Raw genomic sequence first — 13614 nt, forward strand, 5'->3', positions numbered from 1 at the left:
TTCACTCCGTTCGGGATTGAAAACCTGCAAGAGCTCATCAAAATGGACCGTGAGCACGCGCGTTGAACTCGCAGCGGCCTACGCCGGATGATTACCCTACATTTCACACATCATGAACATGTAGTTGAACTTGCCCATGATGTTTGCGGAAAAAACGCAAAGATACATCAGATTTAAGGCGCGCAAGGGCGCATCATTTCAGCGGCCGGATTTCCTGCGGAAACGGGCGGGTCTGCGCAAACGATGGACGTGGTCTTGTCAGAAGAACTTGGGTTGAGACGGGGCTGGGTGCCAGATAGCGTTTTGGGATGACGAAACGCTCCCCATTCAAGTACTTCAAAACGTCTCCAGAGATCATCCGCTTGGCGGTGATGCTCTACGTTCGGTTTCCACTTTCGCTCCGCAACGTCGAGGATTTGCTGCACGAACGGGGCGTCGATGTCAGTCATGAGGCTGTGAGATACTGGTGGCATCGGTTCGGTCCAATGTTCGCGGCGGAGATCCGAAAGCGCCGAATTGCAGGAATGAAGTCCAGCCGATGGCGGTGGAATCTGGACGAGATATTCGTGAAGATCAACGGTGAGCGGCACTACCTTTGGCGGGCCGTGGATCATGAAGACGAAGTCCTCGAAAGCTTCGTCACGAAGACCCGTGATAAGAAGGCTGCGTTGAAATTCTTAAAGAAAGCAATGCGTAAGCACGGTCGGCCCGAGGTGATCGTCACGGACCTGCTGCGCTCATATGGTGCTGCGCTGAAAGAGATCGGCGCCGCGGACAGGCAGGAAACGGGCCGCTGGCTGAACAACAGGGCGGAGAATTCACACTTGCCGTTTCGACGACGGGAGAGGGCGATGCTTCGTTTCAGGCGCATGCGAAGTTTGCAGAAATTCGCCTCCGTCCACGCCTCAATTTACAACCTGTTCAATTCGGAAAGAAGTCTCAACTCACGACCAAATTTTAAGCTCAACCGCACCGCTGCTCTGATCGAGTGGCGCGGTCTCGGCGCGGTATAAGGGGCAGCCTCACTGTCCATTCAGAGACTGGTTCGAATTCGTGACAGCACCATATCTGCCAAACGATCAGATCTTCACGGTGACTGTCTTGATATGCGAATAATGATGTATGGCCTCAATGCCCTTTTCGCGCCCATAACCGCTGTGCTTATGGCCGCCGAATGGTGTCTGCACCGACATTGTGTTCCAGACGTTGACGAAGATCTGGCCGGCGTCGATCTGATCCGCCACCCGCAATGCGCGTGAGATATCACGGCTCCAGACCGTGCCAATCAAGCCATAGGGCGAGTCGTTAGCGATCCGCACCGCGTCTTCTTCATCGTCGAAGGGAATCGCCACCAGGACCGGGCCGAAGATCTCTTCACGTGCAATGCGCATGGAGTTGTCGACATCGGCATAAACCGTCGGTTTGACGTAGAAACCGTCCTCCGACCCTGAAACCTTCGCGACTTCGCCGCCGGTCAGGACCCGGGCTCCGTCCTCTTTTGCAACACCGAAATAGCTCTGCACGCGCTTGAACTGGGCAGGGGTGATGAGAGGTCCGAGGGTCTCGCCAGGGATCACCGTCGCCTCGGTAATCGATTTGACCTCTTCTAGGAAGCGATCGTAAATCGAACGCTGCACGAGTAGCCGCGTTCCGGCGGAGCAAACCTGCCCGCTGTTAAGGGTGAAACCGCGAACGGCTTCTTTTGCGGCAGTCGTCAGATTGGCATCTTCAAAGACGATATTTGCTGACTTTCCCCCCAACTCCAGCGTCAGCGGAATAATCCGGTCGGCGGCAATATGACCGATCGTGCGGCCTACACCAACTGATCCGGTGAAAGCCACCTTGCGCACGTCATCATGGCGGACAATGGCTTCGCCAACCACGGGACCAGTGCCCAGAACCACGTTGATGACACCTTTGGGAAAGCCCACTTCGCTGGCCAGCCGCGCCATCTCGACGGTGGTCTGCGAAGTGATTTCCGATGGTTTCGCAACGATCACGTTACCAGCCACCAACGCCGGTGCGATCGCTCGTGCCGCCTGGTTCAAAGGCAGGTTCCACGGTGTGATGACACCCACTACCCCGAAGGGCTCGCGCTTGGTGAACACGTGCTGATCGGGCGCCACATCAAGCACGTCGCCAGTGGGCAGGTAGACGAGGCTGCCATAAAATTCGAAATATTGCGCGCTGCCTTCGATTTCGGCGCGCGCACCGGCCATCGGTTTGCCTGTTTCTGCGCGCTCCATTTCCGCCAGGCGCTCGGCATCGGCACGGATCGCCTGCGCTAGCGCCAGCATCAGTCGACCACGTTCCGCGGCATTGTAATAACGCCAACCCCTCGCGGCATGCTTGGCCGCCGTAACGGCCTTGGCGACATCGCCTTCAGTGCCCGAGGCAACCTTGAGAGCAGGCTTTCCGGTCATCGGACTTACCGTAGCAATATAATCTTCGCCCTCAGGAGCGGTAAGCACGCCGTCTATCCAATGGTCGAGGCAAAGAAGATTTTCGGATGGGTTTTCCTCGAGAGGCGTTTCTGTGCTCATGGTGTTACACTCCTTGTTGCGGAAATCGGCAAGAATGTGCCTTTCGCGCAATCACTAGATCGCTTGGCCTGTTTGCTGCGCGCGCCTTGGGCCTTTATTGAATGGGTGTGAAACGTTCGGATCGTGTCTGCGTGTTCAAGTGGTCATGATCTTTGACGCCATCAAACGTGCCAATCCTCCCACACCATCGCCATTGAATTAAAGTGGCAGTCCGGACCTTGCGGTTCAAATACGTATCCACTCTAAGGGTTATACTGGATAGCTATAGCGGCAGCTGCTTCAGATTGACGGCGAAGTGTGGTTTTCTAGGGCTTGCCAGATCCCGCGCCGGATCAAGTCGCCAATGACCTCTAGCGTGACCCGTTCGACTTCCCGGCTGGCCTGCGTCATCGGCTTGGCGGGATTTCGCACCAAGAAGACGGGACGCATCATTTGTGGCTCTACGATACGTCCCATCACAAGCTGTCCCCTTTCTACGAAATCCAGCGCGGCGGCTGGTGCGAGGATCGTGTGCCCGCTACCCCTTGCCACCATTGCCTTGATTTGGCTGAGCGCATCCATCTCGGTCGCCACGTTCAGGCGCACGCCCGCCGTTCGTGCGAACCGATCGATCATGGTACGAAGTCCGTGATGCGGAGAGGGCAGAACCAATTCAACATTTGCCAGTTCGGCCAGACTGACGGGGCTTCCTGGGTCAGTGTCGAAAGGCCAAGCGTCAGCAGCCGAGAAGAAATGCAATTCCTCGGTCATCAAAAGGGTGTGGTTCAGATGCCGGATGGAACTCACGTCGTACAAGATGCCGATATCGATCGACATCTCTTCCAGCCATGTCTGAATGAAACCGCTCATCGCCTCAATCGCACGGAAACGGACTTTTGGCAGGTCGATGCGGATGGTTTCGGCTAGCGGTACCGAAAGCACCATGGATACGGAACTAGGCAATCCGAAGCTTACATCGCCCATGGGTTCGGATCCAGATTGCCGGACGACCTCTATCGCTGTGTCCAATCTTTGTACGATGTCGAGCGCATGGGCCTGCAAGATATTGCCCGACTCGGTCAGAGACACGCCTCGCGATGAACGTTGCAACAACTGGACACCCAACTCACGCTCCAAGGTCAGAACGTGCTGAGAAAGTGAAGGCTGTGCCACATTTACTCTTTGCGCCGCGGCCGACAGAGAGCCTTCCTCCGCGATAGCAATGAAATAGCGCAGTTGCTTGATGTCCATGACCGCTTTTTCTCAGGCTTCAACTTCTCAGCGCATACGCAGAACTGCCGGCCGCAATTACTACACGCTCCCCGCCATTGTCACCGTCTCTCGAAAGGCTGCAAGGTGAAAGGAAGCAAGCCGACTGAATATCGGCTGCCTGTTCTGATGGCGCCACGTGCAGGTGCGGGACGCTTAGTCGCGTGAAATCACGCGGATCGCGGCGTGCGACGCCATAATTTGGGGCCGCTTTCGTGTATGGAGCGGCCCTTAGTATCGACAGCAACCGTGACAGGCATGTCTTCAACGCGAAGCTTGTAAATCGCTTCCATGCCTAGATCATGCCATGCGACTGGTTCAGCCTCTCGAATCGCTTGCGAGACGAGAAAAGCCGCTCCCCCGACCGCGATCATGTACACGGCTTTGTGGTCCGCAATGGCGGCAAGCGCCTCGGGGCCGCGCTCAGCCTTTCCTATCATGACCTTAAGCCCGGTTTGCGCCAGAACCTGCTGCGTGAACTTATCCATACGAGTCGAGGTTGTTGGCCCCGCCGGTCCGATCACCTCGTCACCAACGGGATCGACAGGGCCGACATAATATATCGCTCTATTCTCAAGATCGACGGGCAAAGCCTCGCCCCTGTCCAGCGTTTCGACCATGCGTTTGTGCGCCGCATCGCGCCCGGTGTAGAGCGTACCGGACAACAACAGCGTCTCGCCCGGAGTCATCGTTTCCAACAGGCCGTTGTCGAGTGCGTCGAGATCGACGCGCCGCGCTGAACTTGTCGCAGCATCCAACGTCACGTCCGGCCAAAGCGACAGGTCTGGCGGAGCAAATTCGGCAGACCCCGAACCGTCGAGCGTGAAATGCACGTGCCGTGTGGCAGCGCAATTCGGGATCAATGCCACGGGCAGTGAGGCCGCGTGAGTGGGGAAATCCCGCAACTTGACGTCAAGCACGCTGGTCAGCCCGCCCAACCCTTGTGCACCGATCCCGAGAGCATTGACGCGCTCGTAGATCTCCAGACGAATTTCTTCCACCCGATCCTTTGGGCCGCGATCCAACAGCTCGAAAATGTCGATCGGATCGTTCAGCGACATCTTGGCCATGGCCATCGCCTTGTCGACGCTGCCCCCGACCCCAATTCCAAGCATGCCCGGCGGGCACCATCCGGCCCCAAGGGTTTCGACCGTGTTCACGACCCAGTCAGAGACCGACGCTGAGGGATTGAGTACCGTGAACTTTGTCTTGTTCTCCGATCCGCCCCCCTTGGCAGAGACGGTAATCCCGACCTTGTCTCCAGCCACCATCTCGACATGAACCATAGCCGGGGTGTTGTCTTTGGTGTTCTCGCGTGGACCGAGCGGGTTGCGCACCACCGAGGCGCGCAACGGGTTGCTTTCGAGCAAGTAGGCCCGACGCACGGCGTCGTCCACGATCTCTTGCAGCGGGCGGCGCCAATCCAGCTTTGCTTCCACACCCACCGATACAAAGACATTGGCGGTACCCGTGTCCTGACATATTGGCCGATGCCCCAGAGCGCACATACGCGAATTGATAAGGATCTGCCCAATAGCGTTGCGCGCGCCCGGGCTTTCCTCGCGGTGGTAGGCTTCTGCCATGGCCGAGATGAAATCGGGCGGATGGTAACAGGCGACGAACTGCAGCGCGTCTGCAATGCTTTCTATTACATGGTCCTCGGTAATGACGGTCATTGTCCCTCCCTAGACCTTGCGGATCACATCGGTGACGGTCCCGTCACGATACTCCGAAATGGCAACGATGTGGTCCGACATGGACCGTTGGGGTCTCCGTTCTGACTGCTCCAGGGCGAGGCGGTGCAGTTCCTCGATCGGAACTGGCGTTAGCCCCGCAGCGCGCAGACGGTCGGTGAGGTCGTCGCGACCGGGATTGACCGCGATACCGGCGTTTGTCACGACCACATCAATCGTTTTGCCCGGAGTCGTCAAGGTGCCGACGCGGTCCACGATCTTGGGAAACCCCGCGGCGGTCAGTTTCGTCGTCACGATGGAAAGTGTGGCACCTGCCGCCGTATCGGCATGGCCGCCCGATCCGCCCATGATCAGCCCGTCTGCACGCGTCGTTACATTTACGTTGAATTCCAGATCAATCTCGGCCGCACCGAGGACCACGGCGTCCAGCCGGTCCACGACGGCGCCACGCTCGTGCGGATTCGCGTACATCGATGCCGACATGCCCTGATGTCTGGGATCGTTGCGAAACGATTCGATGGCCTTGAGGTCGAAGCACTGCACGTTGAGCAGGCTTTCGAAAAGCCCGGCCTCCAACATGTCGACATGAAATCCGGTCACGCCTCCGCTGGCGAAGCTGCCTACGATGCCTTTTCGTTCCATCACGCGGCCCAGGGCGGCCGCCGTTGCGAGCGATGTTCCTCCTGCGCCGTTTTGCAGCGAAAAGCCGTTTACGAGCAAACCGCTTGCTTCGATCACGCGGGCGGCCTTTGATGCGATTTCAAGGTCGTCGGGTTGCTCGCTCGGACGCGTTGTGCCCGACAGAATGCCAGATACATCCCCGAGCGAACGAACGAGCGCGACCATGTCTACGCTGTCCTGTGAAATCTGTATTCGTTGGGCAGGGTAGTCGACCAGCGTATCCGTTACGGCCACCACCCGTTTCGCGCACAGCACATCGCATTGCGGATAACCCAGGACGCCGCAGGCCTGGGGCCCTGTCGTGCCGCTGATGTTACCCATGGGATCACAGCTGGGAGCGGCGACGAAGGCAACGTCTATCTCAAGTTCGCCCGAGCGGATGGCCCGAGCACGTCCGCCATGCGTACGCAGCAGGACCGGCGACGTCATCAAGCCGCGCGAAATGGCCTCCGCCACCGGACCCGACATGAAATTCGTGCAAATACTGCCGATCACGCCGCTTTCGATGTGCTTTACGAGAGGCGCATGGACTGCAAAGATCGACGATGCCGCGACATGCAGATCGCGAAGCCCGGCCCGCGCGGCTGCTTCCAGCACTGCGACCATGACCGCGTCGCCGTTGCGGAGGTGATGATGGAAAGACAGGACCGCGCCGTCCTTGAGCTCCAATGCGCTGATCGCCGCATCCAGATCGGGCAGGACCGGTTTCCTGTGTTGGCCGTGAGATTTGGAGACAGAAGAAACCCGAGTTTCTTGTAGCGGTCCAAAGCCCTCTACGAAATCTGGTACTCGCAGGTGGTCAGTCATCGCGCTTCTCAATTCTGCAGTCTCTAGTGAGACCTTTTTAGAATGCTCGACGCGCCACGATGAAATATTGAATGTCTTTCGGCGCCATAGCGTAACCCTATATCCCGCGCTCGAGGTGCGCGTCGGATCTTGCGGCGCGAGGGGACCATCGACCAGGGGCGGGACGTAAGGCGCACCTTTGCCCTAGATCTCGAACTCGATCACTTGGCGTATGGCGGTGCCGTTATCCAGTTGGTCCATCGCAAGGTTGATCTGGTCCAAGCGTAACCGATGCGTCAGCATTTTTTCGACGGGCAGTTTGCCTTGCATATACAAAGAGAACATACGCGGTAAATCACGCTGAGGCACGCAGGAGCCGATGTAGCTTCCCTTCAGCGCGCGTTCTTCGGCAACCAGTTTCAGTGCGTTGAGCGGCATGCGCGCATCTGGGTGGGGCAGGCCGGCCGTCACCGTAGTGCCGCCACGGCATGTGCAGTCATACGCCGTTTCGAGAGCCTTGACCGACCCCGCCAGTTCGATCGCGAAATCGACGCCTCCGCCCGTGAGATCGCGTACGGCCTCAATGGTGTGTTCGTCGGCGTTAACAGCGTGCGTTGCTCCCATCTCCATTGCCGTATCCAGCTTGGGCTTGAAGGGATCGACCACCACGACCTGTCCAGCCCCGGCCGCCACAGCTCCAAGGACCGCCGACAGGCCGACGCCGCCCAGTCCAAACACGGCCACTTTACTCCCTGGCATGACTTTCGCCGTGTTGAAGACAGCCCCCGCTCCGGTCAGCATGGCACATGAAAACAGCGCCGATATGTGCGGCGGTATATCTGCCTCGACCTTTACCAGGGACTGCCGGGCGAGCACCGCGTGAGTGGCAAAGGCCGAGACGCCTATGTGGTGATGCACCGGCATGCCGTCCATGGACAGGCGGCGGTGACCTGTCATGAGCTCTCCGACGCCGTGATGTTTCACCGCGCGCGTGCACAGGGCCGGACGGCCTTCGGCGCAGGGCAAGCACGTGCCGCAGCCAGGCGCGAAAATGCAAACGACGTGATCTCCGGGTGACAGATCGTCGACATCCGGGCCGACCTCCTCGACGATACCAGCTGCTTCGTGGCCCAGTACCATCGGCACCGGCCGGTTCCGAGTGCCGTTTATGACCGACAGGTCGGAATGACACACGCCCGCGGCCGCGACACGGATCATGACCTCGCCGCGCCCCGGGCCTTCAAGCTCCAGTTCGCGCACCGTCAGCGCCTTCTCCTTCTCGAAGTCACTCTTGATGTTCTGGCGTTCCAGAACTGCGGCTTCTATGCGCATGTGCTCTCCTCCAAGGCTGAAACGCGATGGTGCCACGCGTTGCGGCGAAACTGGATCAGGTATCCACAACGAAGCGCAGCAGTATAATCTAAAGGCTGGCACACAGGTTCTCATGCCGGCTCAAGCTCCAACGATACAAGTCTCCGAAGCGACGCAGCAATAAGAAAGTGCTATAGCCGAAAGAGCGCCAAGATATTGGCGGGTCAATATACTATGCGGTTACGCTTACTGAGCTTTTCGTCGGGAGGATATTTTGCGTGTCAATGTGCTCATGATGGTATTCATCGAGGTGATAGTTGATTTTGCCACCTTTGACGCCTGAGCTTAGACGCCCAATGCCCGCCAGGATTTCTTATGAATAGGCTAGCCAGTTCACGACGAAACCAATTGCGATCCCGACCGGATCGCGTATTAGGGAGGAACTCCAAATGAAAACTAAAATTATGAAGCGCACAGTTTCGGCGCTGCTGGCATCTGCCATGCCGGTCGTGGCCTTCGCGGCGGACAAGCCCGATAGCTTGAAAATAGGGATGACCGCGTTCCTGACCGGGCCGGCTTCGGTGTTCGGTGTGCCTGCGCGCGATGCCGCCGAAATCATGATTGAAAACATCAATGCCAAAGGCGGCATCAACGGCGTACCGATCGAGATAAACTTCATCGACGAAGGTGCCGGTGCCGAGGCGCTCACATCCGAATATCGCCGCATGGTACAATCTGGCGGGGCCGAGGTCATGCTGGCTTCGATTTCGTCGGGAAACTGCCAGACCATCGCGCCCCTGGCCGAAGATCTGCAGGTTCCTAACCTCATGTGGGATTGCGGTACGCAGCGTATTTTCGAGGAAAACGACTATAAGTATGTTTTCCGCACCCAGGCAAACGCCACGCCTGAAATGCTGGCTACGGTTGCCTATCTACTCAAGACCAAACCCGATTTCAAAACCATCGCCGTAGTCAACCAGGACTATGCGTGGGGACGGGATAGCTGGGATATCTTCAGCACCGCGCTCAAGGCGATGAAACCCGATGTCGAGGTCGTGGCCGAGTTCTTTCCAAAGTTTGGCTCGCCGGACTTCTCGACCGAGATCTCGCGCCTGCAGGCGCTCCAGCCTGACGTGATCCTGTCTACGTCGTGGGGTGGTGATCTGGATACGTTTGTACAACAGGCATCGCAGCGTGGCTTGCTGAATACCTCGACCTTCGTTCTTCCGCTGGCCGAGTCCTCGCTCGAAAGGCTGGGGGCGGCGCTGACAGATGGGCACATCGTTGGTGCGCGCGGAGACCATTATTTCTTGCATCCCGAGCGTCGCAATGACGAGGACTTCCAAGCTTTCATGAAGCAATACGAGGAAAAGACCGGCGATGTCAGCGTATATCCGGTCTTCCACGCAAGCCAAGCGATCGCCGCGCTCACCGGAGCGTATGAAAAAGCCATCGCGGACAACAGCGTGGACTGGCCAAGCGAAGACCAGTTGCTTGCAGCACTCGAAGGCTTGACCTTTCAGGGCCTCGGTCGCCCTGTCACCCTGCGTGAAGACAACCAGGGTGTCGAGGATCAGTTGATCGGGACCAGTGTTCAGACCGGTGAATATCCGTTCGCTACGCTGGAGAATATCATGATCTTCGATGGCGACCAGTTGACGACACCAGTCGGCGAAATCTCTATCGAGTGGGTGAAAACGCTCGACGCGGGCTTTGTCGACGCGATCTCGTTTGACCAGTTCGACAATTGACGCCGATTTTCGAAACTGCCGAGGAGGGCCTGAAATGGGCCCTCCTCTTGCCCAGGGCATCCGGATAAGCACATGAATCTCGCGATTTTTCTTTTAGCCCTCTTCGATGGCGTTGCCTACGCGGCGCTGGTTTTCATTGTGGCTTTGGGCCTGACCCTCATTTTCGGGGTGATGCGAATTTTGAACGTGGCCCACGGATCGCTTTACGCCATCGGCGCATATGCGACCGTCTCGCTGACCGGTTACGTCCTCGCGCTGGGGTTTGCGCCTGTTCTCGCGTTCCCGCTCATGATCGTCTCGGCCGTGCTGGTGGGTATCGCGATCGGCGGTCCGCTGGAATACTTCCTGCTGCGCCGGATTTACGACAAATCCGAGGTATTGCAGTTGCTGGTGACTTTCGCGGTCTTCATGATTCTGGAGGATGTCCAGCGCCTTGTGTGGGGCACGCAGCCCTATTTCGACTCGTCGGCCTTGCAGGTGCTTGGAAACGTGAGCGTTTTCGGCGTCACCTACACCGCCTACCAGTTGATCCTTTTGCCGTTGATAGCTGTGGTTTTACTTTTGGGCATGCGGTTTTTCCTGCGCCGTACCGTCACGGGCAAGCTGATCACCGCCACCACCGAAGATCGTGAGGCAGCGCAGTCGATTGGTATCGACGCAGACAAGGTTTTCTTGTTCACTTTCGTGATCGGCGCGGTTCTCGCTGGCCTCGGCGGGGCGCTGGCGTCGCCTACGACATCAATCCTGCCCGGCATGGGCGCGGACATGATCGTGCTCTCCTTCGCGGTGGTTGCAACCGCGGGCCTCGGTCAGATTGAGGGTGCGGCCCTGACTGCGCTGATGATTGGTCTGGGCCGGTCCTTTGCCGTCTACCTGTATCCCGAAATTTCGGTTCTCGTACCGTACCTGATCATGGTTCTCGTGTTGCTGGTGCGCCCAGAGGGCTTGTTCGGCAGTCCCGCTGCCCGGAAGATCTGAGGTCACAGCATGAGCACCCGTACCGACCAACCTGACACCACTGCCGGAAAAACCAGCCCCGAAAAGGGAGCCTCGCCCATGAAAAGCGCCCTGTCGCTGCTTTGGATTATCGGGATAGCGGCGGTGGTAGCAGTGCCCTTCGTCGCGCCCTCGCTTAAGCTTCTTTTCACTTTCGCCATGGCAAAGGGGCTTGGTGTTCTCGGCGTCACGGTGCTGTTGCGAGCCGGACAGGTCTCTTTCGGGCACGCGCTCTATTTCGGGATCGCTGCCTATGCCGGCGCATTCCTGATGACGGCGATGCCTTCAACGGATTTCTTGATCGTGCTCCTGGCGGGGGTCGCCGGAGCCACACTTGCAAGCATCTTTGTCGGCCTTTTCGTGGTGCGCTACCGCGGGATCTTCTTCGGCATGCTGAACCTAGCGTTTTCGATGATCTTCTGGTCCATTCTCGAGAAGTTCTATCATTATACCGGCGGTGCCGACGGCATCCGGCTGGAGCGCCCGACGGTATTTGGCAGCGCGTTGAACTTCAACGATTTCGGCATGATCCTGTACTACGTGCTGGTCGCCTTGATGGTGGGGCTCGGTTGGTATACTATGCGCTGGTTCAATTCGCCGGTCGGCAACCTTTTCCAGACAATCAAGACAAACGAGACTCGCCTGGAGTATCTCGGTGTTTCCCCGAAACGCGCGCTGCTGTCGGGCTACGTGCTGTCGGCGGCGCTCTGTGGCGTCGGCGGTGTGATGATGGGCATGGCGCAGGGGGTGGTCACGCCGGAATACGTCTGGTGGGTCCGTTCCGCAGAAATGGTCTTCATCGCGGTTTTGGGCGGCGCAGGCTCGGTTCAAGGAGCGTTTTTGGGCGCCTTGATCTATGAAGCGGTGCGGACGTACGCATCCGTTTATGCCGGGGATGTTTGGCAGATGATCCTCGGTGGGTTCCTGCTGATCATCATCCTCTTCGCGCCTGGCGGGCTGATCGGAATCCTTGAATCGTTGTTTAAACGCAAGTCCGACAAGAAAGGAGGCGGGAAATGACTGACGCGCTTCTGGAAACCCGTGACCTCGTAATCAAGTTTGGCGGCGTGACGGCGGCCGACCATGTCTCCCTCAAGATCCACGCGGGTCGTAACCTTGCCATCATTGGTCCGAACGGTGCGGGCAAGACCACCTTCCTCAACATCTGCACAGGATGGTTGAAGCCCAGTCAGGGTCAGGTGCTGTTCGAGGGGCGCGACATCACACCATTGCCACCGCGCAAGATCGTGGATCGCGGCGTGGCGCGGGCGTTTCAGATTCCGCAGCTCTTTACCGAACACACGGCGCTCGAAAATTTGCTGATCGCTGTTTCAGCGCGGGACAAGCGTCGCAATACCGTGATGGATATGACGCAGATACCCGAACGTGCAGAGATGCTTCATCTCCTTGATATGGTTGGGTGTGCCGATGTGGCCGACACGGTCGTCGTCGAACTCTCCGAAGGTCAGCGCAAGTTGATCGACATCGCGATTGCCCTTGCGCTGAAGCCGAAGCTTCTGCTCATGGATGAGCCGACCTCAGGCGTGGCTTCGTCAGAAAAACATTCGATCATGAAGATTCTGATCGGTGCCCTAAAGGAGGCGGAGGTCACGTCGGTCTTCGTCGAACATGATATGGGGATCGTTGAGAACTATGCCGATGAAGTGGCGGTTTGGAACAACGGCAATATGCAATTGCGGGGGACGCCTGCGGAGATACTGGAACATCCCGATGTGATCCGGGACGTTATCGGCGAGGTGGCGTGATGCTTGAGCTACGCGATGTAAATGCCTCGATCGGGATCATTCCCATCCTGCGCAACCTGAATTTCAAGGTGGAGCAGGCGCAGACGGTGGCGTTGATCGGCCGCAACGGTGCTGGCAAGACGACGTTGCTGCGCACGATCATGGGGTTCACCAAGGCGACTGGCGACATCATTTTTGACGGTCGCACGATTACCGATCTACACCCGCCCAAGCGGCCCGCTCTCGGGATCGGATACGCTCCCGAAGACCGCCGCCTGTTTTCCGCTTTCACCGTCGAGGAAAACATTCTTCTGCCGGCACAGGCGGCGCGACTGGACAAGGAAGAAACCGAGAAACGTCTGAAGCGGGCCTATACCGTTCTGCCGGAACTCAGAGAGATGGCGGGCCGCCCCGGGGGCACCGTTTCGGGGGGGCAGGGCAAGATGGTAGCACTGGCTCGCGCCCTGATGCTTGGCACAAAACTCATCATGCTGGATGAGCCGTTCCAGGGCCTCGCGCCAGCACTGGCTCAGCGATATGCCGAGGCGCTTCGTACTTTGCGTGATACTGACCGGTCAGTGACGCTCATGATTACCGAGTCCAACCCCTCTCTGCTGCGTGGTTTCGCCGATCGTACCTTGGTGATCGAACGCGGTGAGATCGAGGAAGGCTCGCTTGAAGCCGAAAGTCAGAAGGCGTGATGCCATCTGTACCGATGCCTATTCGTACGCGGACAGACACTTCGCATTCGCGTGACCGGGAGCTTCGGTGCTTAAGGTCGGCCCGCATCAAGGATTCGCATATCACCTATGCGGTCGACGCACTCTGACTTGATTGAAAACTGCGGTCCGCCAAGGCT

Annotated in this window: 11 protein-coding genes; 6 read left to right on the plus strand and 5 right to left on the minus strand. The window is 58.1% G+C overall.

The annotated features are described in order from the left end of the window. The first annotated feature begins 308 nt into the window (after positions 1-308). Positions 309-1013, plus strand: a complete 705-nt coding sequence (locus BSG08_RS18400) for an IS6 family transposase (protein ID WP_093039306.1) — start codon at positions 309-311, stop codon at positions 1011-1013. A gap of 66 nt (positions 1014-1079) precedes the next feature. On the opposite strand, the gene BSG08_RS18405 is transcribed toward BSG08_RS18400, so the two are convergent. The 5 genes from BSG08_RS18405 to BSG08_RS18425 form a co-directional block, all read right to left on the minus strand. Next, positions 1080-2543 (minus strand): aldehyde dehydrogenase family protein, encoded by a 1464-nt coding sequence (locus BSG08_RS18405; protein ID WP_093039324.1) that lies wholly within the window; start codon positions 2541-2543, stop codon positions 1080-1082. A gap of 279 nt (positions 2544-2822) precedes the next feature. Continuing rightward, complete coding sequence (locus BSG08_RS18410) at positions 2823-3773, minus strand: LysR family transcriptional regulator (RefSeq protein ID WP_093039307.1); 951 nt, start codon at positions 3771-3773, stop codon at positions 2823-2825. A gap of 188 nt (positions 3774-3961) precedes the next feature. Continuing rightward, positions 3962-5467 carry a fumarate hydratase gene (locus BSG08_RS18415; protein WP_093039308.1) on the minus strand — a complete coding sequence of 502 codons (1506 nt, stop codon included), beginning with the start codon at positions 5465-5467 and terminating at the stop codon, positions 3962-3964. A 9-nt stretch (positions 5468-5476) separates the two neighbouring features. After that, positions 5477-6973, minus strand: a complete 1497-nt coding sequence (citF, locus tag BSG08_RS18420) for a citrate lyase subunit alpha (protein ID WP_093039309.1) — start codon at positions 6971-6973, stop codon at positions 5477-5479. A gap of 183 nt (positions 6974-7156) precedes the next feature. Then, positions 7157-8284, minus strand: a complete 1128-nt coding sequence (locus tag BSG08_RS18425) for a zinc-dependent alcohol dehydrogenase family protein (protein ID WP_093039310.1) — start codon at positions 8282-8284, stop codon at positions 7157-7159. Between the two features lie 428 nt (positions 8285-8712). Between BSG08_RS18425 and BSG08_RS18430 the strand changes: the two genes are divergently transcribed. The 5 genes from BSG08_RS18430 to BSG08_RS18450 all read left to right on the plus strand — a co-directional run bounded on the left by BSG08_RS18430 (position 8713) and on the right by BSG08_RS18450 (position 13456). Next, positions 8713-10014 (plus strand): ABC transporter substrate-binding protein, encoded by a 1302-nt coding sequence (locus BSG08_RS18430; RefSeq protein WP_245770752.1) that lies wholly within the window; start codon positions 8713-8715, stop codon positions 10012-10014. 72 nt (positions 10015-10086) lie between these two features. Beyond that, on the plus strand, positions 10087-10992 hold the full coding sequence (locus BSG08_RS18435; RefSeq protein WP_093039312.1) for a branched-chain amino acid ABC transporter permease: 906 nt from the start codon (positions 10087-10089) through the stop codon (positions 10990-10992). A 78-nt stretch (positions 10993-11070) separates the two neighbouring features. Then, complete coding sequence (locus tag BSG08_RS18440; protein ID WP_175544831.1) at positions 11071-12030, plus strand: branched-chain amino acid ABC transporter permease; 960 nt, start codon at positions 11071-11073, stop codon at positions 12028-12030. Further along, complete coding sequence (locus BSG08_RS18445; RefSeq protein ID WP_093039313.1) at positions 12027-12776, plus strand: ABC transporter ATP-binding protein; 750 nt, start codon at positions 12027-12029, stop codon at positions 12774-12776. Before BSG08_RS18440 ends, BSG08_RS18445 begins: the two co-directional genes overlap by 4 nt. Then, a complete protein-coding gene (locus tag BSG08_RS18450) occupies positions 12776-13456 on the plus strand; it encodes an ABC transporter ATP-binding protein (RefSeq protein ID WP_093039314.1) in 681 nt (226 codons plus the stop codon). Before BSG08_RS18445 ends, BSG08_RS18450 begins: the two co-directional genes overlap by 1 nt. Positions 13457-13614: the final 158 nt, after the last annotated feature.

Origin of the sequence: Roseovarius azorensis, from assembly GCF_900109455.1 — a bacterium.
Taxonomy (GTDB): domain Bacteria; phylum Pseudomonadota; class Alphaproteobacteria; order Rhodobacterales; family Rhodobacteraceae; genus Roseovarius; species Roseovarius azorensis.

Coding starts and splice junctions, on each gene's coding strand:
- BSG08_RS18400 (WP_093039306.1), top strand. CDS start 309: ATGACGAAACGCTCCCCATTCAAGTACTTCAAAACGTCTCCAGAGATC.
- BSG08_RS18405 (WP_093039324.1), bottom strand. CDS start 2,543: ATGAGCACAGAAACGCCTCTCGAGGAAAACCCATCCGAAAATCTTCTT.
- BSG08_RS18410 (WP_093039307.1), bottom strand. CDS start 3,773: ATGGACATCAAGCAACTGCGCTATTTCATTGCTATCGCGGAGGAAGGC.
- BSG08_RS18415 (WP_093039308.1), bottom strand. CDS start 5,467: ATGACCGTCATTACCGAGGACCATGTAATAGAAAGCATTGCAGACGCG.
- citF (WP_093039309.1), bottom strand. CDS start 6,973: ATGACTGACCACCTGCGAGTACCAGATTTCGTAGAGGGCTTTGGACCG.
- BSG08_RS18425 (WP_093039310.1), bottom strand. CDS start 8,284: ATGCGCATAGAAGCCGCAGTTCTGGAACGCCAGAACATCAAGAGTGAC.
- BSG08_RS18430 (WP_245770752.1), top strand. CDS start 8,713: ATGAAAACTAAAATTATGAAGCGCACAGTTTCGGCGCTGCTGGCATCT.
- BSG08_RS18435 (WP_093039312.1), top strand. CDS start 10,087: ATGAATCTCGCGATTTTTCTTTTAGCCCTCTTCGATGGCGTTGCCTAC.
- BSG08_RS18440 (WP_175544831.1), top strand. CDS start 11,071: ATGAAAAGCGCCCTGTCGCTGCTTTGGATTATCGGGATAGCGGCGGTG.
- BSG08_RS18445 (WP_093039313.1), top strand. CDS start 12,027: ATGACTGACGCGCTTCTGGAAACCCGTGACCTCGTAATCAAGTTTGGC.
- BSG08_RS18450 (WP_093039314.1), top strand. CDS start 12,776: ATGCTTGAGCTACGCGATGTAAATGCCTCGATCGGGATCATTCCCATC.